Annotated in this window: 23 protein-coding genes; all 23 read right to left on the bottom strand. The window is 62.8% G+C overall.

The genetic code is table 11. The features are described from left to right. Positions 1-31: 31 nt before the first annotated feature. The 23 genes from BLV47_RS29745 to BLV47_RS36285 all read right to left on the bottom strand — a co-directional run bounded on the left by BLV47_RS29745 (position 32) and on the right by BLV47_RS36285 (position 17,692). Positions 32-286, bottom strand: a complete 255-nt coding sequence (locus tag BLV47_RS29745) for a hypothetical protein (protein ID WP_092320590.1) — start codon at positions 284-286, stop codon at positions 32-34. Positions 287-315: 29 nt separating this feature from the next. Continuing rightward, on the bottom strand, positions 316-666 hold the full coding sequence (locus tag BLV47_RS29740) for a phage tail assembly chaperone family protein, TAC (protein WP_016964891.1): 351 nt from the start codon (positions 664-666) through the stop codon (positions 316-318). A gap of 8 nt (positions 667-674) precedes the next feature. Further along, positions 675-1,166: a phage tail tube protein gene (locus BLV47_RS29735; protein ID WP_016964892.1), complete on the bottom strand. Its 492-nt coding sequence runs from the start codon at positions 1,164-1,166 to the stop codon at positions 675-677. A 90-nt stretch (positions 1,167-1,256) separates the two neighbouring features. Continuing rightward, a complete protein-coding gene (locus tag BLV47_RS29730; RefSeq protein ID WP_019093183.1) occupies positions 1,257-1,448 on the bottom strand; it encodes a hypothetical protein in 192 nt (63 codons plus the stop codon). Positions 1,449-1,514: 66 nt separating this feature from the next. After that, positions 1,515-2,666, bottom strand: a complete 1,152-nt coding sequence (locus tag BLV47_RS29725) for a glycosyl hydrolase family 18 protein (protein ID WP_092320101.1) — start codon at positions 2,664-2,666, stop codon at positions 1,515-1,517. A 104-nt stretch (positions 2,667-2,770) separates the two neighbouring features. Then, a complete protein-coding gene (locus tag BLV47_RS29720; RefSeq protein WP_092320099.1) occupies positions 2,771-3,814 on the bottom strand; it encodes a phage late control D family protein in 1,044 nt (347 codons plus the stop codon). A 61-nt stretch (positions 3,815-3,875) separates the two neighbouring features. Next, positions 3,876-4,082, bottom strand: a complete 207-nt coding sequence (locus BLV47_RS29715) for a tail protein X (RefSeq protein WP_092320097.1) — start codon at positions 4,080-4,082, stop codon at positions 3,876-3,878. Beyond that, on the bottom strand, positions 4,057-4,902 hold the full coding sequence (locus BLV47_RS29710; protein ID WP_092320095.1) for a phage tail protein: 846 nt from the start codon (positions 4,900-4,902) through the stop codon (positions 4,057-4,059). The genes BLV47_RS29715 and BLV47_RS29710 overlap by 26 nt, the downstream gene beginning before the upstream one ends. Positions 4,903-4,911: 9 nt before the next feature. Further along, the gene (locus BLV47_RS29705) at positions 4,912-7,533 is read right to left on the bottom strand and encodes a phage tail tape measure protein (RefSeq protein ID WP_092320093.1); all 2,622 of its coding nucleotides are present in this window, start codon (positions 7,531-7,533) and stop codon (positions 4,912-4,914) included. Positions 7,534-7,674: 141 nt separating this feature from the next. After that, complete coding sequence (locus BLV47_RS29700; protein ID WP_092320091.1) at positions 7,675-7,980, bottom strand: phage tail assembly protein; 306 nt, start codon at positions 7,978-7,980, stop codon at positions 7,675-7,677. A gap of 10 nt (positions 7,981-7,990) precedes the next feature. Beyond that, positions 7,991-8,500 (bottom strand): phage major tail tube protein, encoded by a 510-nt coding sequence (locus BLV47_RS29695; protein WP_016965333.1) that lies wholly within the window; start codon positions 8,498-8,500, stop codon positions 7,991-7,993. A 12-nt stretch (positions 8,501-8,512) separates the two neighbouring features. Next, positions 8,513-9,679 (bottom strand): phage tail sheath subtilisin-like domain-containing protein, encoded by a 1,167-nt coding sequence (locus BLV47_RS29690; protein ID WP_092320089.1) that lies wholly within the window; start codon positions 9,677-9,679, stop codon positions 8,513-8,515. Between the two features lie 101 nt (positions 9,680-9,780). Beyond that, positions 9,781-10,209, bottom strand: coding sequence for a phage tail assembly chaperone (locus BLV47_RS29685; RefSeq protein WP_244168968.1), 429 nt, complete (start codon positions 10,207-10,209; stop codon positions 9,781-9,783). Between the two features lie 3 nt (positions 10,210-10,212). Continuing rightward, on the bottom strand, positions 10,213-12,627 hold the full coding sequence (locus BLV47_RS36290; protein WP_167365722.1) for a phage tail-collar fiber domain-containing protein: 2,415 nt from the start codon (positions 12,625-12,627) through the stop codon (positions 10,213-10,215). Next, positions 12,624-13,229, bottom strand: a complete 606-nt coding sequence (locus BLV47_RS29675) for a phage tail protein I (RefSeq protein ID WP_092320087.1) — start codon at positions 13,227-13,229, stop codon at positions 12,624-12,626. The genes BLV47_RS36290 and BLV47_RS29675 overlap by 4 nt, the downstream gene beginning before the upstream one ends. Position 13,230: 1 nt before the next feature. Beyond that, the gene (locus BLV47_RS29670) at positions 13,231-14,112 is read right to left on the bottom strand and encodes a baseplate assembly protein (RefSeq protein ID WP_092320085.1); all 882 of its coding nucleotides are present in this window, start codon (positions 14,110-14,112) and stop codon (positions 13,231-13,233) included. Then, on the bottom strand, positions 14,109-14,435 hold the full coding sequence (locus tag BLV47_RS29665; RefSeq protein ID WP_060837784.1) for a GPW/gp25 family protein: 327 nt from the start codon (positions 14,433-14,435) through the stop codon (positions 14,109-14,111). The genes BLV47_RS29670 and BLV47_RS29665 overlap by 4 nt, the downstream gene beginning before the upstream one ends. Positions 14,436-14,439: 4 nt before the next feature. Next, entirely contained in the window at positions 14,440-14,643 is a 204-nt protein-coding gene (locus BLV47_RS29660) for a hypothetical protein (protein ID WP_092320083.1), read from the bottom strand. An 81-nt stretch (positions 14,644-14,724) separates the two neighbouring features. Then, positions 14,725-15,315 (bottom strand): phage baseplate assembly protein V, encoded by a 591-nt coding sequence (locus BLV47_RS29655; RefSeq protein WP_092320081.1) that lies wholly within the window; start codon positions 15,313-15,315, stop codon positions 14,725-14,727. After that, on the bottom strand, positions 15,312-15,833 hold the full coding sequence (locus BLV47_RS29650) for a hypothetical protein (protein ID WP_092320079.1): 522 nt from the start codon (positions 15,831-15,833) through the stop codon (positions 15,312-15,314). The genes BLV47_RS29655 and BLV47_RS29650 overlap by 4 nt, the downstream gene beginning before the upstream one ends. 80 nt (positions 15,834-15,913) lie before the next feature. After that, the gene (locus BLV47_RS29645) at positions 15,914-16,264 is read right to left on the bottom strand and encodes a phage holin family protein (protein WP_092320077.1); all 351 of its coding nucleotides are present in this window, start codon (positions 16,262-16,264) and stop codon (positions 15,914-15,916) included. A gap of 518 nt (positions 16,265-16,782) precedes the next feature. Next, complete coding sequence (locus tag BLV47_RS29640; protein ID WP_092320075.1) at positions 16,783-17,529, bottom strand: LexA family transcriptional regulator; 747 nt, start codon at positions 17,527-17,529, stop codon at positions 16,783-16,785. Then, positions 17,471-17,692, bottom strand: coding sequence for a hypothetical protein (locus tag BLV47_RS36285; protein WP_167365708.1), 222 nt, complete (start codon positions 17,690-17,692; stop codon positions 17,471-17,473). Before BLV47_RS36285 ends, BLV47_RS29640 begins: the two co-directional genes overlap by 59 nt. Between the last annotated feature and the right edge of the window lie 136 nt (positions 17,693-17,828).

Here is a 17,828-nt window from a genome sequence, read left to right as displayed (position 1 = left end):
TCGAAACGGGTTCGGGAAAAGTGGCCCGAGGTCAGCGCCACTCGTTCATTGCACGTTCGAGTGACAACCCCAAACGTTGTTCGTGAGGCATGAAGTCCAGCAACTCCGCCACGCCTCCGCCCAGCCGGTGGGTCTGCAGCGCCACCAGGGCGCTGCCCGCCTCCAGCCGCCTACCGGTATGCAAGGAGCCATATCGGTCGATATAGCGCCCCCATGCCAGGGCTTCCTGGTAGGTCATGCGTTCCTTGGCTTCGGCAATGGTCCGGCCGCCGACTCCGTTCAGCACCAACTCGTGCCAGAACTCATCGGCGGCGGTCAGTTTTTTGCCGCGGCGCCACCGGTGCCATTGACCTCATTCACCGCATTGAGAATCAGGAACCCCAGGGACGGCTCCAGCCCGTAGGCATCGTCGTAGCTGAGGGCTTCCGAACCGTCAGCGCCCAACGCCACCGAAGCGGCGATGTAGCGGGCATTACGGCTCAGCTCGCTGTCACTCTCGGCAAACAGGCGCTCGATAACCCCGAAAGACTGCCGGCGAACATGCAGGGTCAAGGTGTCGGTCACTTCCTTGCCGGTCTTGCTGTCAAGGTGAGTCCAGCTCACCTGTTTCTTCACGGGCAGGGCATCGACGATGCCGCCCTTGGCTTTCAGCTGCTTGAGGTTCATGGCGTGGCTCAGGCCTTCTTGATCCAGGTGGAACCGCCGGTGCGCTGAATGGTGACGGTGGTGGTCACTACAGCGTTCAGGGCGAAGTTGAACGGGAAGTCCGAGACGTAGCCGTCGAAGGCGAACCAGGTACGGGTGGTGGGCAGTTCGAAGTTGTCACCCTTGGTGTTGAGGGTAGGGACTACACCCTTGCCATCGGACCAGCCCACGACCCATTTGACGCTGGTATCGCCATTGGCCTCGGACAGCTGGTGCAGACGGATATGACTGGCGTTGGCAGGGTCAGCGTTCAGCCCGAGGCTGGCCGTACCTGGAGTGCGCAGGCCCTTCTTGTAGCTGCGTTCTTCAGCGTTGAGGCTGGTGTCTTCGATCTGCTCGGCGGGTGCACCGCCCGGGTCGAAGGAGGTAGCGTGCTCGATTTCCAGCACGGTGTAGGGGCCGCTGCCGGAGACAGGCGGAACCAGGGCAAAGATTTGCGTACCTTGGGTAAGAATCGACATCAGGTGTTCTCCATCAAACAATAAAAAACCCGCGACGGCGGGCTGTGAGTGTTACTCGGGAAGGAAGCTCAAGACGCTGGAACCCCTGGTTCAGGGAGCCGGCGAGCCATCCAGATAAGGGGGAGCGTTGGGGTCGGGCTCGCGACTCTTGATCAAGTCCACCAGCGCCTGGTTACTCTGCGCCAGCAGGCGGATCGCGCTGTTCAAGGCGGCCTGTCCATCGGTCTGGGCCTGGAGCGCAGCGATCAGTCGATTGATCGCCGCAAGGTCTTCGTCATTCATGGGGCAGTACTCTCTATCCGTCGAACGTTACCCGGGGCAGTCCCGGAATTCTGGTACTGGCCTGGCTCACTCCCGCCCCGCCGGCAACAGTTCACCACCGGCCTTGAGCCCGGCCTGCAGCGCCGTCCAGAACTCGGCATTTTCATAGCCCATGGCCCAGACGCTGGTGCCGCCCAGGCCCAGCTTGGCGACCAGTGCGGTCTTGCTCTGGATGCTCGCGGCGTCGTCGTACCAGAGCACCGGTTGCGCGCGCTCCGGGGTCCACTCCACGCCGTCGGCAAAGGTCCGGACCGGGCCCCAGGTGGCGTAGGGAGTGGCCGAGGCTGCGTCCCGGTGGATGACGGCGCGGTGCTCGGTAATGACTTCCTGATAGGCCGACCAGTGCACCCGGTTGCCAATGCTGTAGTCCTGACCGTAGGCCGGCAGCCCGGCCAGGACTTTGCTCGGTGCGACTCGCGACACGGCATAGCCGAGCAGCGCCTGCTGCCAGTCGGCACCGGAGCCCGGGCCGGGCCAGACTTCGTCGTGGAAGCCGCCGCTGCTCCAGCCGGGGCCGACCTGGTCGTAGGTCATGACCTGGAAGTAATCCACCGCCGCGCCCAGGGCCTTGTAGTCGTAGCCTTGCAGGTACTCGGGCTCGCGGTCGCTGGACTTGGGCGGGACGCTGATGATCAGCTTCTTGCCGCTGGCATGCAGGGCATTGCCCAGGGCTTTGACATAAGCGGAAAAGGCCTTGGCATTCCTCGGCTCGACCTGTTCGAAGTCCAGGTTGATCCCGGCAAAGCCGCCCTCCTTGGCCAGCGTCACCAGTTGCTTGATGCTGCCGGCACTCAAGGTCTTGTCGTTGACAATCGAGTGGGAAATCGCCGGATCGAAATCAGCAATGCCCTGGTTGTAGTCGGAGACGGTGGGGTACAGCGGCAGCGACTTGGACTGGGCGAAGCGAATGATGTTTGCGCTGGTCGGGTTCATCCCTTCCTGGTGCAACTGACCGGTGACGGTCAGCCCGTAGACGCTGCCCAGACCGACAGCAGAAAGGTTACGGTGGAACGCCTGCAGGTTGCTGTAGGACGCTTCGACCTGGCCGTCGGTGTAGGCCAGGACAAAGGGGCCGGCATGGGCTACGGCGGCCAGTAGCAAGCTGCAGCCGGCGATCAATGTCTGCAATAGAAAGCGGACGCCTCGCTTCGAGGCCGGGCTGCTGATGCCTGGGTTCATGAATACTCCTGCGGATTTTCCGCCTGCTTGAAAAATGAAAGAGGGCTGGATCGGAACGATCCACATGCATGGGCCACGGGACAGTTCGCGGGGCTGTCGCCGCGTCAAAGCTGCACCACCCTGAGTGGCTTTTTGGCGGGCGTTTTCTTGGCCTTGGCTTTGGCCTTGCCGTGTTTGCCGCCGTTGCATTCGACCGTGGTGCTCCAGCCCGACGGGTTGAACAGCTGCTCCACCGAGTCCACCAGGTATTCGCCGTCCAGTCCGGCCTTGAAGCCCTGGGCATTGATCAGGCGCTCGGCAAACAGATCGGTGCGCCCGAGCATCTCCAGGCGCAGGCTGGCGCTGCTGCGGTTGAAGGCAGCCAGACGGGCCTTGGCCGCTTGCTCGGCGGCGGATTTGTTGGGGTACAGGTGCCGATCGGTGTGCACCGCCGGCACGCTGGCCGGTGAGTCGCCGTTGCCCAAGTCGATGACCTTGAGCGTGCCGCTCTTCGGGTCCTGGTGCCTGGTCTGCACCGCCTTGTGGGTGCTGCTGTCACTCAAGCGGAACTGATAGCGGCTGACGTCGCGGCGGCTGAGGCTGACAACCCCCAGGGCCTTGCCGCTGGCACTCAATCCGGACTGCCGGGGCAGCACCAGCAACCTGCCTTCGGCCACCTTGGCGGTGCAGTCGTACTGCCGGGCCAGGCGGGTGATGAAGTTGAAGTCGGACTCGTTGAGCTGGTCGATCCGCGGCACCTTGGTCGCCACCGGACAGACCGGCTGCCAGCCGTTGCGGGCTGCCAGATCGCGGACTATCTGCGCCAGCGCGACGTTCTCCCAGCTGCCGCTGCGGGTGGTCTTGCCAGTGCCGCGCATGTCGCTGGCCTTGCCGCGGATCTCGATGGAGTCCGGCGGCCCGTTGACCACCACTTCATCCACCGTGTAGCGCCCCAGGCGGGTCAATGCCTGCCCGGCATAGCCGAGGAACACTTCGATGGCGGCGCCACGACCGGGCAAGGCGACCGCGCTGTCACGGTCGTCGATGCGCAGTTCGAACTCGTCCGCCTCCATTCCCGGCTTGTCCAGGGTGCGCAGGGTCAGCAACCGGTCATTGATCTGCGCGGTGATGTCGCGACCATCGGCGAGGATGCGAAAGACCGGGGTCATGGCCTGTGCTCCAGAAAATGAAGACCCCGCACGCAGCGGGGTCTGTTGAGTGGATGCCAGGTCAGTCCCATAGCTGCACCATCGCCTCTGTGCGGATCGGCAACTCCGGTAGCAGGATCAGTACCCCGGCACGCAAGGGTTGCGGTTCGTCGGCCAGGCCCTGGTTGGCGTCCAGCACCGCCTCGACACTGCCATTGAGGTGCCCGTAGTAGCGCTGACACAGGGTGTCGAGCAGATCGCCGTCAGAGGTTCTGCAGGTCGTTGCCATAGCTCACAAACTCCAGTGAAAACCCTTGTTTGCGGGGAATGCCACCCGCCAGCAGGTGGCTCTGTTCCTCGTCGATGCTGGTGAGGCACCAGGTGCCCAGCACTTCGCCGTAGCCTGTGGTCAGGCTCAGGGGCTGCAAGCGCCGGCCAATGCTGCGCAACGCCTGCAACTGCCCCAGCCCACCCTTGAAGCCGGGAAAGATCGCGCCCTTGAGGGAAATCTTGTCGTCGCCCTGCCCCACGGCCTGCTGCGCAATGCTGCGGCTCAAGCGTTCCTGAGCCGCCCAGCGAAAGCCGGTTTGTCGGCGCAATTCATCGAAGGCCGCGGTGTCGAGGTTGAAGTAGAACGGCTCGGCCGCGGCCCCCAGGGGCTGCAGGATCAGCAGGTGCGGGAAGGGCTTCACGGCCTCCGCCGCCGGGGTGTCCTGGGGCGCCAGCGCGCCGGAAGGGAAGATATTGCCCAGGGCCGGGCTGATCTGCCCGCCGATGCGGTTGATTGCCGCGCCGGCCTTGGCCACCTGCTCCTGCAAGGCGCCAAGACGCTGCTGCATCTGGCCCGCCACGGTGACGGCCTGGTTGTACTTGGCCGCAACTTCACCCACCGCCGACTGCGCCGCACCGATGCTGCGCATGGTGCGTTGCAGCTTGGCGCCCAGCACCGGGCCGACCCAGGGCAGGTTTTCCAGCTCCGAGGCGGCGCCGGTGATGTCGCTGATGGCGCCGTTCATGGGCCCGAGCATTTCATCGGCGCTGCGCCGCCCCGCCTCCGCTGCCGCCACCAGGGACGTGAGCCCCGATTGCAGCTGTTCCATATAGGCCATGCCACCTCCTTAAACGTGTGCCGCGTCGAACAACTGACGACTCGCCGCCTGCCGGCTGTATTCGTCGAACTGAAAGCGCAGATAGGGTTCCAGCTCCCGGGCCAGTTGCGCCGGATCTCTGACATCGCCCTGCACCGAGATCGACAGGTAGGGCGCGAAGCTGAACTGCTGTTCGATCGCCGGCGCCGCCGATGTAAGCGGCTCCGGGGGATTGCTCAGCGAAAGGCTCGACGCCGACGGTGCTGGGCTGGCCAGTGAACGCGCGGCCTGGCCCATCAGCGGGGAGGGCTGGCCCGGCTGGAAAGACTTGGCGATATCGCCCATGACCGGCGGGATGTTCTGCCCGGCGTTGCGCATCATCAGCGGACCGGCGGCGGGCATTTGCTTGAGCGAGTCGTCGGAGCCGAAGAGCTTTTTACCCAAGGCCCCACCGGCGGCAGAACCGCCCCAGGCGCCCAGGGCACCGCCCACCAGCCCACCAATAACAGTACCGATGACCGGCACCACGGAACCAATGGCGGCCCCTGCTGCTGCTCCGGCAGCGGCGCCTGCAAGATTGCCTGCCGCCTCGCCATAGCCTTCGGCTTTTTCATCTTGGGTCTTGGCATTCAGAAAGGTGTCCGCAACCTGGAAACCGGCACCGAGCACCGATAGGATCGCGCCGCCCTTGAGCAAAGGTGCGAACCCTTTGGCCACAGAGCCAGCGCCTTTCAGTGCGGTACCGGTCACGCCAGACCTGACCGCCCCTCTGGGCAGTTTTTCCAAACCACTGGGCGTCAAAGGGCTCTTGAACCCTTTACTGCCCGCCCCCTTCGAACTCGGGGCGCGCCTGGGCTCCTTTCGCCCGCCACGGCCCTTGCGACGTTTTTTGTCCAAGCCGCAGTCGATCATGGGCTCGCAACAGTCAATGCCTAGCGCATTGCGACCGGGCGCTCGCCTACTCGCCTTTGGCTTGCCTGCAAGCTCACAGCAGTCGATGCCTCCCGCACTGCGGCCAGGCGTTCGCTTCGCCGCCTTGGGGTCAACCTTCAACCCACCACGCAAGACATTGATCAGGCCCTCGCCCATGGTGTAGACGGCCATGAGCTTTTTCACTGCGACATAAGCAGCGCCCAGGGCAACCACACCCTGCACCAACGATGGGTTCCGCTCTGCCAGTTCGGTCAGCTTGCCGACCACCAGCGTGATGTTTTTGGCCACCAGATCCGTCGCCGGTTGCAGGGCCTCTCCCACCGCACGCATGCCATCGTCGACCGCCTGCTCGCTCTCCTTCCACAATTGCGCGGAGGCTTGTCGACGCTCGGCCAGGTTCTTGTCGAGAACAGCCGAAGCGCTCAACGAATCCTTCTTCACTTGCTCATACTGCTGCCGGCCCTGGGTCTGGGCCAGCAAGGCCGCCTTGATCTGCATATCGGTGAACAGGTCGCCGGTACGCAGGGACTCTTCCAGGGCCTCAAGCATGGCCTTGGCCTTGACCGGATCGGTTTCCTTGCTGATCTGCGCCTGGGCCTCGGCCATCTTCGCCGCCTTGGCCGGGTCGATGGCCCTGACGTAACGCATGGCCAGGGCAAAGCTCGCCTCCAGGCTCGACATGCCCTTCTGGATACCGGTGTTCAGCGAAGCCTGATAATCAATGCCGGCGTCTTCATAAGCCTTGACCGCGTCGCTGGAGCCGATTTTTTCGATCCAGTTCTGCAGTTGACCTGCGGCCTCGTCAGGACTTGCGGCGGTGTTCATCTGCACCTGCAGCATCGATCCCAGCTGACTCACCGCCTGCATGCCGGTGAGCCCTTGCGCGCTGGCGCTCTTGAGCAGTGCCGGGAGCAAGCGCGCCATGTCGGCAGCTTCGAAATTGCCCGCCTGCCCCTGCAGAGCGATGGCCTCAAGAGCCCTTTCCATAACCTTTGGATCGTTGATTCCGGCTTTGAGCTCCAGGGCCCGCATCAGCTTCGCCGTGTCGTCGACACTCGCGCCCTGCCCCACCGCAAACTTGGCGGCCAGCCCGGCGTAGCCTTGCGCCTTGTCCAGCGACATGCCGCTGGCCATCATCTGGCTCACCAGCGCCGCCACATCGTTGCGGGCCATGCCCGTGTCACGGGAGGTCTGAATCACCGTGCGGCTCAGTTGGGCTTCCTGGGGCTGGTTGGCCACACCGGCCTTGATCGCCATGTCGCGGATCAGCGCTTGATAATCGGCGCTGATCTTGACCGGGGCGCGCAGTTTATCGACGCCGAACTTTGCCCAGTCATAAGCCGCCTTGAAGTCGGCCTTGCCCTGGGCGACCTGCTGCAGTCCTCGGGCCTGAAGCGCCGAGCCCCGCGCCACATTGCCCAGCGCCTGGTACTCCTGGCGCAGTTTATGTACCTGAATCCCCTGCCGGCGCAGCCCATCCCGGCTCCCTTCCAACCGACGCAACAGGCCGGCCGCGGAAGCGGCGCCGGTGTCATGGGCCTTCTTCCATTCATCCTGCAGGCGCAGGGTCTGGCCGATGGTCTTTTCCAGCACCCTGGCCTTGCTGCCCTGTTGCTCCAGCTGCTTGATCCGGCCTTCCATCGTCTTGAAGGCAGCGTCCCAGGTCGAACTGAGGGCAGTACCTATCACCAGCACTTCCGATACCAGCTTGTTCGCCATCTGCGTCTCCTGCTCCTTGGGTGATGGGCTCAATCCGTGAGCCACCAGACCATGTCGGAAAACCTCATGGTCATGATTTCCTCGGCGGAAAAATGCAGCTCGCGAGCGAGCCGTTTCGCCGCCACCTTCATCACCGCCGGATCAAAGCTCGTCTTCTTGCACCAGGCGAAAATAGCCGGCCTGCAGGCGCTGATAATCCTTGAGCGCCATGCTCTCCAGGTCCTTGGTGCTGATTTGCGCGAGGCTGGCAAACAGCATCAGCTCGCGCTGTTCATCGTCACCCACGCCGGCGGCACTGGCGGCGCGCACATCACGCACCGTCGGCGCGCGCAGGGTGAGCCGGTCGCAGACCACGCCGTTCATCTCCACCGGCTTGCTCAACGCCACCATCACGCTGTCGCTGCTCAGGGTCATCCAGGACGGGGTCTTGTCGCTTGCTTGAGACATGGTTTTTTCCTTACAGGCCCAGGGCCGAACGTTGCGCGGCGAGCTGGTCGACGCCGTTGATCACACGCTTCATGCCCAGGGCATCGATCTCGTAGATCAGGCGACCGTCGACTTCCAGCTTGTAGTAGGTCAGCGCCACGTTGTGCTTGATTTCGGCCTTGTCGCCGGACTTCCAGTCGCCCATGTCGACCTCTTTGAGCAGGCCGCGCAGGGTCACGATCACCGGGGTGACCTTGCCCTTGAGGCCCTTGAAGGCGCCACGGAACACGCCGTTGAAGCCGCTGCCATCGGCCAGTCCGAACATCTTCAGCGACTCGCGGCGCACGCCGGTGGTGGTGAAGCCGGCCTCTTGCTTCTCCATGCCCATGTCCAGTTCCACCGGCACATCCATGCCGCCGACACGGTGTTCCTCGGTCTTGAGGGTCAACTTGGGCAGGGTCAGGCTCGGCACGTCGCCTTGAAAGCTGATGCCATCGACGAACAGGTTCATGTTCGCCAGGGTTTCGGGAATCATTGCCATTGCTGCGGCTCCTTAAGCGGCTTGGTCGAGGACTTCGGTCAACCACTGGTTGGTGACCTCGACCCGGAAGTGGGGGTTTTCGGCGGGCGGTACGTCGGTGAAGCGGATGTTCCAGTACACCTTGCCCTGCTCCAGCTGGCTGGCGGTGTTGAGCTCGGTGTCGGCGTAGACCTCGAAATTGATGATCGCCCCCTGGTTCTTCAGATCACGCATGAAGGCCTGCAGGCCCTCGGTGACGTCCTTGACGTAGGTCGCGGTGATCGAGCGGTCCACGGCCCATTTGTGGCCGAAGAGAATGGCGTCCATGACGATGTCCATGGTCCGCACCCGGGTGACGAAGGCCCACTTCGGATCGCTGGACAGCGTGCGGTTGCCCCACAGGCGGAAGCCCGCGTCACGAATGATGGTGGTGATGTTGGCGTTGTTCAGCAGGTTGGCGCGGCAGGTTTCATCGCCGTCGAGGAACTCGATCGGCCGCGTGGTGCCGGTGATGCCGACGAACTCCTTGTTCGACGGCGAGGCCCAGAAGCCGTACTCGTTGTCGGTCCAGGCGAACAGCCCGGCGACCCAGGCCGAAGCCGGCGCATCGACGGTGGCATTGGCGCCGTTGTCCCAGCGCTGAACGCCCGGGTCGACCATGTAGGCGCGCTTGGCGCCAAAATTCTTGGCATAGGCCATCGCCGCTTCGTCGGTGGTATTGGGACCATCGAGAATGGCCAGGCCACGCAGCTTGTCGGCCAGGGCCACCAGGGCCGTGCCGATGGCCAGGGTCGAACTGTGCTTGGGGGTTACCAGCAACCGCGGCTGGGCGTTGAAACGGCTCTTGCCGTCGAGCAAGGCTTGCAGGCCGGTACGCTTACCGTCGGCCAGCACCCCGCCGATGATCGCCGACGTCTGCTCGGCCGCGTCGGTCATCTTGGCCACGCCACAAGCGACGATCACCGCCTTGGCTCGCTGGTAGATGGCCTGGCAGGCCTTGGTGATAGCCGCATCCGGGCCCCAGGCGGCAATAGCCTCGCGCTCGTTGGTGATCAGCAGCAGATCGTTGGCCTTGGCAGTGGCGGTCGGGCCTTCGGTGAAGGTGTCCACCAGGCCGATGATCGAAGACGACGGCAGCGAAATGGTGCGCGTGCCGGTGTCGACGTTGGTAACGGTAACGCCGTGGAAAAAACCACTCATGGATAAACTCCAGACATGAAAAAGCCCCGGGTGAAGGGGGCTCGTAGGGATGAATGATTGGTGGGAAGCAGGTAAGAAAACGCCCCGGCGGTGCGGGGCGATTATTGGGTTTGTTCGGCGATCCAGGATGGGGCGACTGGGCGGTGCTCGGCTTGTGGAAAGTCCGGGGATTGGGGCCAGTTGCGTAGGGATTGCATGTACACAAGCAACTCCTTGAACTGCTCACCTGTCAGCGTCGTGGCTGTCCCGATTTCAAGCTGGTCACGGTGCCGCTCGCGTAACCACATCAACGAGGTCAGTTCAGTGTCGCGCCATGCACGCTCTGAAGCTGCCGACTCTGTGGCTACAGCTGGTGTATCTACAAGGTAGGGCAAGCCCTTTTCGTCATGCGCCCGAATCTTGCCTGAAGCCGGGTTTCCGATGACCGAGAGGTAAAGTGCATCAGATATCTCAACTGCATCGTCGGGTATCGACGTGTGCAACCCCTTGAGGTAAGTGCTTTTTGTACCCTGGCTATAAAAACGCTTCATATTTCACCATCCAATCGCGATGTAAGAGATGTCATATCCGGCCCCGCCAACTGCCGAGTAAAAAACTGCTCCTAACTGCGAGGGCGAGCCAGTTGAAACACCGCCGCTTGGCGCCGATGAACCGCCGAATGATGCTATGCAACGACCAAAGCCATTAGGGAAAGCCATGGGCCAGGTCACTGGAACTGCCGCTGCACTAGGCTTCGGAACATATCCCCACTGAACAACTAGCCCTCCCAGCCAGGAGGGGAAAGCCACATATCCGTTTGCCGCCAAGCTCATTGCAAAACCGAGGCGCAGTTTTTTAGGCGTTGCAATCACCAAGTCGTTTGCGCTGTCTAACATCTGCGCATCTGTAGCGACCTTGGCCGTTCCCTGATTAACTCCTGTCGCCTGAGCCGCCAGCGGGGCAAGAGCTGCAATATCGATGCTTCCCTGATTGACTGGTGCGTTCCACGCCTTGATGCACCACATAACAGAAAGGTTTCTTGGGCGAGAAACTCCGGTATGAGAGGCGTACTCCGACGTAACGAGAACGTCAGATGCGCTCACCGGAAAATACTTAATGACAGGAAAGTAAAGTGCCGGATCGTAAACCTCATCCCAACCAGTGAGCTTCCGGCGAATAGGGTCTGACAATCCGGCAAACAGCATCGAATGGTCTGAAAGGTTGTCGCCTCCGGCCATCAACGATCCTTTCTGCCAGCCACCAAGCTCTCGGCCAATATCAATCCCACGCCCATGATCCCAACCCCGCAAAAACTCACCCCGCGACTCTGGCAGACGGAAGTTTCCTGCGCCTTCATCACCCTTGTTGAAAGTGGTCCCCAGATACGCAGCGAGATCGGGATAAGCGGCAATGCTTTGCACGCTACCGTTGAGTTCAAGGTATCCCGCTGGAACCTCAGCCTTGGGAAACGGAATGATGGCGCCAACAGGGTGCGTTGACTTGAGTGCTGCCAGTTCCTTTACCAGCGCCGCTACGTCGATATTTCCCTGATTGACTGGTGCGCTCCAGGCTTTGATGCACCACATAACCGCAAGATTGCGCGGGCGGGTTTCGCCGCCACCAGTCGCCGACGTGTTGTAAGACGATACGCCGTCTTGGTAAGGCTTGAAGTTACTCGTTGGGTTGACTGTATATGTGAAATTCGTAGAGCCCTGTAGTGAGTGAGTATGCGACTTAAAATCATCAGCCTGCGCACTGCCGACTGCCCGACCCGGATCAACACCGCGCCCGTGGTCCCAGCCCCGCAGGAACTCCCCCCGAGACTCGGGCAAGCGGAAGTTTCCAGCCCCCTCGTCACCCTTGTTGAAGGTGGTCCCCAGATACGCCGCCAGGTCTGGATAAGCCGCAATGCTCTGCACACTGCCATCAATCTCCAGAAAACCCGGCGGCAAGCTGGCCCTGGGAAATGCCACCATCGAGCCCACCGGCAACGATGACGACTGCGCCACAATCGACTCGATCTCGGCCTTGGTGTAGGTGTCGGTAATGCCATGTCCGGCCAGGGTGCTCGGGTTGGTACCGGCGATCACCCGGCCGTATTTGTCGACCGTGACGTTGGCATAGGAGCCCGCGCTGATACCGGTTCGCCCGATGGCCATCTCGAAGGCCAGCGGCGTGGTGCCGAGGACAACCGGCCCGTCGGTGACCAGCTGCCAGACGCTGTCGCCGTTGACCGTGCCCTTCTCGATGCTGACGAACAGTCCGGGGGTGACCTCCAGGCTGGTGTCCGCATCCTGGGCACGGGTCCAGACGCCCGTCGACGATACGACATACAGCCCGTTGTCCTTGGCCTGGGCCTGGTTCTTCACCAGTACCCGGGCATCGGCAGGGAGCAGCACGCCGTCGATGGTCTGAATCCCGCTCAAGGCGATGTTGGCGGTGGTGGCCACCAGCGCCGAGTGCTTGAAGTCCAGCTTGGCCAGGGCCTCGATCACGGCAGTGTCGACATACTCGCGGGTCGCCAGGACCACCGTCGGATCGATTTTCAGCACGATCGGCGCGGTATTGGCGACGATGAAGTTCATGCGGATGACTTGGGTCTTGCCGGTGCCCTGGGCCAGCAGGGGCTTGAAGCTCGGGGCGCAGTTGGCCACCGCCACCAGGTCGCCGTCGGCATCGAACAGGCCGATCTCGCGGATCCAGCGGCCGCCGACATCAGGCGGGATTACCTGTTCGGTGATGATGATGTTGGGGTTGGCCGGGTCGGTGCGCACCTGGTTGACCGGGGCGCGGCGCCATTCATTGATCAGCTTGGTCTGGGTCCGGTTCGGAATGGGGTCGGTGCCGTTGGCATCGCCGACCGCCATTTCCTTGAAGGTCCAGGGCGTGCCCAGGGCCGTGGCGTTGGCCTGTTTCGCCTCGCCCACGGCCGTGAGCATGGCGAAGAACTGACTGTTGGAATCAATCATGAGTACACATCCAGGGTGTCTGTTTCATCAATACACATGACCTGGCCATAACGACCGGTCACTTCAATGTCGCGGGGGGTCGGGGGATACACGTCGAGTACTTCGCCTTGATCCACGTAGGCGCCGTAACCAATGACGCCGGAGGTTTCCAGGCTGATGGCCAGGCCGGTCATGTGCCGGCTGACGGGTCTGGCGTCATCGATCAGCCGGGTCAGCTCCTGGTACATCTCCTCGGTGATGCCGGTATCCAGCACCCCGACTTTCAAGGCAAAGGTGGCCGGCTCGCCTTCAGGGACCGTCTGCCACCATTCGACCACTTCGATCAGGTAGCCTAGCGGTTCCACCACTCGCCGCAGTGCACCGAGGGTGCCTTTGCGGGCGTGGATGAAGTAGGAGGCGCGAATGGCGTTGCGCTTGACCGTCTCGCTCCAGCCCGGGTCCCAGCGATCCACCGACCAGGCCCAAGCCAGTTGCGGCAGCAGATGCACCGGGCAGGTCGCCGGGTCGTACAGGGTGCGCAGCATGATGGCGCTGTCAGTGCTACCGGCCGCCTCCAGGGCGCGCTCCAGCGGGGTGCGGTTGATCGGCAGTAGGCTGCTCATTTCAGCTCCCCAACTTGACGCTGTAGCCGGTGCAGTACGCCGCCTGGGCCTTGCTCGGGGTGATGTCCTGCCAACCGCCAAGATCGACCCGAGCCACGCCGGCCACATGCAGCTGGGCGTCGATGGCCGAACGCGCCACCTCGATGCCCAGGCGCCGCCGCGGATTGATCCAGGCCGCCAGCCTGCGCTCGGCCTCGGCCAGGGCCGCATCACTTTCCGGCCCTGGCCCCTTCATGTGCAGCACGGCGTCGATGCGATAGGGCAACACCTGGGCACTCTGCACCGTGACCCGATCCCCCAGGGGCCGCACGTCCTCATCGTTGAGGGCCGCGGCAACCGTCGCCAGCAGCTCGGGAGCCGCCGTGCCGTTGCCTTCCAGGCTCAGCACCGTGACCGTCACCCGGGCCGGCGACGGGCTCTCGGCCTCGGCATCGGCCACCAGCGCCGAAGCATTGCGGGCATGCAGGATGTAGCTGTTACGCGGGCCGGCGGTGGTCAGCCCTTCATAGGCCAACTGGATGCGCTCGCGCAGGGCGTCGTCCGACTCCCTGATCTCCTCCAGCACCGGCACCGCCAACGGATTGCCAGCCTGGATCACCAGGCGCCGCAGTTTGACGTTGGCCGCCAGGTGATCCAGGTCCGTGCCCTGGGCATGGGCCAGCAGCAACGCCTTGGCGGCATCGTTGACCCGGGCCCGCAGCAGCATGTCGGCGTAAGCCGAGACTTCCAGCAGTTTGCTCACAGGGTCGCTTTCCAAGTTGGCCGTCCAGTTGTCGCCCATGTGCCGGCGAAAGGTGGCCAGCTTGCCCTGGTACAAGGCCTCGAAATCCAGGGCTTCAAGCACCTGGGGTGCCGGCAGCGCCGACAGGTCCAACGTACTCATGCCGTTACCTCCAAAACCGCGCGATTGCCCAGGTACTGGCCGGTCAGTTGAAAGCTGATCTGGCCGCCAACGACCGCGACCACACTGACCCGTTCCAACTTCAACCGTGGCTCCCAGCGCAACAGCGCTCGGGCCACTTCGGCCTGCACCGCGCTTTTCCAGCCGCCAGTCACCGGCAGGTCAACATAACGGCGCAGGTTGCTGCCGTATTCGGGGCGCATCCGTCGGCTGCCCAGGGGCGTGGTCAGGATGTCCTCGATGGACTGCCGCACATGCTCGATGCCGGACAGCGACAGGCCGGTACGGCGATCCATTCCGATCATGGCCTTACTCCTGTGCTTGCAGATCCGGGTGGCTGGCGAGGTAGTCCAGGGCAACGCGGTCGCCGGCCTTGACCGACACCTGCCCCTGGAGCACCGGCAATTGGCGGCCATCCGGCAGGATCAGATGGCGCGAGGTGTAGAGGCTGTCGCGAAACACCACAGCACCGGTGCCGGCCGGACGACCGGGGGTTTTCTTGGGGATGGCCATTGGATTCTCCGGGTAGAAAAAAACCGCTCTGGGCGGGTTGCTTGGGTGATAGGTGGGTCGTAAGGACGATGGGGCCAAGGATCACTGCGGCGGGGCCGTTGCCCCGGGGCCCGGCATCACCCCCAAGTGGGTATGGGTCGAACCGACGTTGACCCCGTTGTGCTTCAGGCTCCCACCGTTGATCTGCACATCGCCATTCAAAGTGATAGCTCCGCTCAAGGTGATGCTGTCGGCCTTGGCGGTAATGCTGCTGTCGGTGACCTGCGCCGAGCTGGCGCCGACCTCAATGCTCACCGTGCCGCTGGGCAGGCTGATGCTGTAGCGCTTGGCCTGCCAGTCATAGACCAGCGAGCCGCCATCTTCGAAACGCCAGACCTCGACGTGGTCGCGGTTGTCCGGCTGGGGACCGGCATTGCCATACAGCCCGGGAACGAAGGTGCCCTGGGCCGGCTCGCCGCTGGGGCTGATCAGCACGCCCTGCTCCCCCAGGCTCGGCGCCCGCCAGTGACGGGCCTTGCCGGCGGCCTGGCTGTGCCAGCGCACCCAGGCGCTGGTCCAGCCGGCGCCATCGGACACCCGGACCAGCCCGGCAGCCAGATCCACGCCGACCACGCTGCAAGGCAGGATCAGGCCGGCAATCATGCGGTCGTGGCTTGCAGACACGTAACTCACGCCATGTGCTCCGGCGACTGGTAGCGGTCCTCATGACCGGGTCCGGTATCTGGGCTGAAGCCCAACACCAGCGTGCCCGGCGGTTGATCCGGCCAGGGCCATTGTTCCTGGCCCAGGTAGACAAGTTGCTGCCACTGCACGATCCACTCGGCGCGATAAGCCGGATCCGCCGCCGTTCCGGCAGGCTTGGCCCATACCGCCGTGGCCCCCTCAACAAAGTCCAGGTTCCACTGCTGGCAACGCAACAGCTCAAGCAACTGCGCCGCCAGCACGGCCGCCTGCAAAGGCGCCTGCGCCAGTTCGGGATCAACCCGGACCCGCGCCTCGAAGGTGGCCCGCAGGCAACTGCGGCCATCGCCGGGGTCGGCGGCCTGATCCAGGCCGGTAATCGCGTAGTGGAGCGCCGGTTCAGTGATGCCTTCGAGCATCTTGGGGAATGCCTCAACCGTCTGCAGTTGCGGCATCGCCAGCTTGATCGTGGACGTGATGGCGTCTTTTAGCCGGGTCAGTTCATTCATTGTGTAGTTCCTGAATCTGGTCGAGGCGCCCCAGCCACTGGGGCCGATGGTGCGTGTTGAAGGCCGGAGGCGACGCGGGGTCAACGCTGATCCGGGTTCGAATCCCGCGGGGGCGGTTCGCAAACCCCGATGCGCTTGGCCGCCCAGCGCTCGTAGAGGCCGATGGCGACGTCGGCGCCGGCCATCGCGGTCAGGCAACCGAAGGCGCAGGCGGTCCAGATCGAGACGCCGGCGGCATACAGCAGCATGATTGCCGAGACCCCGCAGACCACGCAGGCTCCAGAGCGCAGAGCCAGGCGCCGCAGCAGCGACCAGCCACGGGCGCCCTCTTTGTCGGCGCGCCACATTTCCCCGGAAACGCCACCGACCAGCGCCAGGACGATGACCAGCCAGATCGGCATGTCCAGCAACGCTTGCTGCTCGTTTGTCATTCACGTCTCCCGCGCGGATTGAGGCCAGCGAGATGGCCAGTTGATAGAAAGCTGAAAAGGGTGATTCAAGGGGTCCCTGTCTGTTGGCGGCCCACGTTAGGCAGGCATTCCAAAAAGCCCGGTCGCCCGGGCTTTTCAGTAATGCAAACCTTGGTCTTTCGGCACTACTGGTGCGGTACGGACCCATTCAAATTGTTCCTCCGGCCGCGACCCTGTCCGCCGGATAACTGCTTCTGGTGCTTTACGCTGCACACCCGGGTCAGTTGCCAACCCTCTGAACCGTCGAGGCCGGTTCATCGCTGCCTTTGCTTTGCCACTAAAGAGCGTCGTTGCAGCCGTTGTCGAACGGCTTGAGATGGATAATATGCATTCATGCATATGCAGTCAATGCGTAAATGCATTTATTTATGCAGCCGAATTGCACGAACGCATGGAGCCCGCATAAATGCAGGGTGGGAGGATTTTTCGAGGGCGAAAAAAAGCCCGCTCAGTGGCGGGCTTTGTCTGACGGTGATGGCTTAGCGGGCGTACATGCCCCACCAGAAGACGTGACCGAGGATGCTGATCTGCTCCTCCTGGATCTCCTGGAAGCTGTAGTCCTCGTCCGGGTGCTCGTCGCGGTTGAAACTGCGCAAGCGAATCCCGGTGGGCAGGCGATACAGCTGCTTCACCCGCAACTGGCCATTGTGGTTGATCGCGTAGAGGTCGCCATCGATGATGTCGCCAATCGCACATTTGCCAGCATTGACCCCGACCGTGGCCCCATCGCGCAGCACCGGCAACATGCTGTTGCCGCGCACCGTGACGCACTTGGCCTGATCGAACTGCACGCCGTTGTGCCGCAGGCTGCGCTTGCCGAAGCGCAGGCTGGCGCGCTCGCTTTCCTCGATGACGAATCTTCCTGATCCAGCAGCCAATTCAACCTCACGCAGAAAGGGAACCGACACCTCGTCGTCATCGACAGGGGTATCGTCGTCCCACAGGCTTATGTCCTTGAGTTCCGAATGAATCTCGTCACGGGGGGCCGCCGCGCGGGCAGGCGCGATGTCCACGCGCCCACGCAGTTGATCGGTGCTCACCTGGAAGTATTCGGCGATCCGCGAGATGTGCTTATCCGAGGGATCGACGATCTTCCCGCTGAGAATCCGCGAGAGGGTGGATTGAGGCACACCGGTGCGGCGGTGAAGCTCCGTGGGGGAGATTCCGTCACGCTCCAGCAGCTCTCTTAAGACGGTAGAAACATTGCGTATTTGCATAGAACGCATATTGCTTGAACTTTTTCTCAATGACAAATGCTGTTTTGCATAAACGTAATGCATTTACCGGACAAACGCGGTAGTGCCTTGGAGTCTGCGAGCCCGGGGCGCCCATGGTAACCTTGCCGCCATCTGCAAAAAGCCGAGCCCAGCGCTCCTTTGCTTCACCCATTCAACGAATCCGCCTAAATACCCAATGAGTAAAAATACCTCCGATCTGTCCTCCCACACGCCGATGATGCAGCACTAGTGAATGCCAGCGCACTAATTCCTTAAAAAACAATAATTTATATAGGGTTTTATCTAAA

The sequence above is a fragment of the Pseudomonas saponiphila genome (assembly GCF_900105185.1).
Classification (GTDB): domain Bacteria; phylum Pseudomonadota; class Gammaproteobacteria; order Pseudomonadales; family Pseudomonadaceae; genus Aquipseudomonas; species Aquipseudomonas saponiphila.
Note: the sequence above shows the minus strand (reverse complement) of the source record. Positions and strands in the feature narration are given on the sequence as shown.

What these genes read in the sequence shown, in the direction of transcription:
- BLV47_RS29740 (WP_016964891.1), bottom strand. Translation starts at nt 666, where the DNA reads ATGAACCTCAAGCAGCTGAAAGCCAAGGGCGGCATCGTCGATGCCCTG.
- BLV47_RS29700 (WP_092320091.1), bottom strand. Translation starts at nt 7,980, where the DNA reads ATGTCTCAAGCAAGCGACAAGACCCCGTCCTGGATGACCCTGAGCAGC.
- BLV47_RS29705 (WP_092320093.1), bottom strand. Translation starts at nt 7,533, where the DNA reads ATGGCGAACAAGCTGGTATCGGAAGTGCTGGTGATAGGTACTGCCCTC.
- BLV47_RS29685 (WP_244168968.1), bottom strand. Translation starts at nt 10,209, where the DNA reads ATGAAGCGTTTTTATAGCCAGGGTACAAAAAGCACTTACCTCAAGGGG.
- BLV47_RS29675 (WP_092320087.1), bottom strand. Translation starts at nt 13,229, where the DNA reads ATGAGCAGCCTACTGCCGATCAACCGCACCCCGCTGGAGCGCGCCCTG.
- BLV47_RS29670 (WP_092320085.1), bottom strand. Translation starts at nt 14,112, where the DNA reads ATGAGTACGTTGGACCTGTCGGCGCTGCCGGCACCCCAGGTGCTTGAA.
- BLV47_RS29730 (WP_019093183.1), bottom strand. Translation starts at nt 1,448, where the DNA reads ATGAATGACGAAGACCTTGCGGCGATCAATCGACTGATCGCTGCGCTC.
- BLV47_RS29665 (WP_060837784.1), bottom strand. Translation starts at nt 14,435, where the DNA reads ATGATCGGAATGGATCGCCGTACCGGCCTGTCGCTGTCCGGCATCGAG.
- BLV47_RS29695 (WP_016965333.1), bottom strand. Translation starts at nt 8,500, where the DNA reads ATGGCAATGATTCCCGAAACCCTGGCGAACATGAACCTGTTCGTCGAT.
- BLV47_RS29650 (WP_092320079.1), bottom strand. Translation starts at nt 15,833, where the DNA reads ATGAATGAACTGACCCGGCTAAAAGACGCCATCACGTCCACGATCAAG.
- BLV47_RS36285 (WP_167365708.1), bottom strand. Translation starts at nt 17,692, where the DNA reads ATGGGTGAAGCAAAGGAGCGCTGGGCTCGGCTTTTTGCAGATGGCGGC.
- BLV47_RS29725 (WP_092320101.1), bottom strand. Translation starts at nt 2,666, where the DNA reads ATGAACCCAGGCATCAGCAGCCCGGCCTCGAAGCGAGGCGTCCGCTTT.
- BLV47_RS36290 (WP_167365722.1), bottom strand. Translation starts at nt 12,627, where the DNA reads ATGATTGATTCCAACAGTCAGTTCTTCGCCATGCTCACGGCCGTGGGC.
- BLV47_RS29715 (WP_092320097.1), bottom strand. Translation starts at nt 4,082, where the DNA reads ATGGCAACGACCTGCAGAACCTCTGACGGCGATCTGCTCGACACCCTG.
- BLV47_RS29640 (WP_092320075.1), bottom strand. Translation starts at nt 17,529, where the DNA reads ATGCGTTCTATGCAAATACGCAATGTTTCTACCGTCTTAAGAGAGCTG.
- BLV47_RS29660 (WP_092320083.1), bottom strand. Translation starts at nt 14,643, where the DNA reads ATGGCCATCCCCAAGAAAACCCCCGGTCGTCCGGCCGGCACCGGTGCT.
- BLV47_RS29710 (WP_092320095.1), bottom strand. Translation starts at nt 4,902, where the DNA reads ATGGCCTATATGGAACAGCTGCAATCGGGGCTCACGTCCCTGGTGGCG.
- BLV47_RS29735 (WP_016964892.1), bottom strand. Translation starts at nt 1,166, where the DNA reads ATGTCGATTCTTACCCAAGGTACGCAAATCTTTGCCCTGGTTCCGCCT.
- BLV47_RS29720 (WP_092320099.1), bottom strand. Translation starts at nt 3,814, where the DNA reads ATGACCCCGGTCTTTCGCATCCTCGCCGATGGTCGCGACATCACCGCG.
- BLV47_RS29645 (WP_092320077.1), bottom strand. Translation starts at nt 16,264, where the DNA reads ATGACAAACGAGCAGCAAGCGTTGCTGGACATGCCGATCTGGCTGGTC.
- BLV47_RS29690 (WP_092320089.1), bottom strand. Translation starts at nt 9,679, where the DNA reads ATGAGTGGTTTTTTCCACGGCGTTACCGTTACCAACGTCGACACCGGC.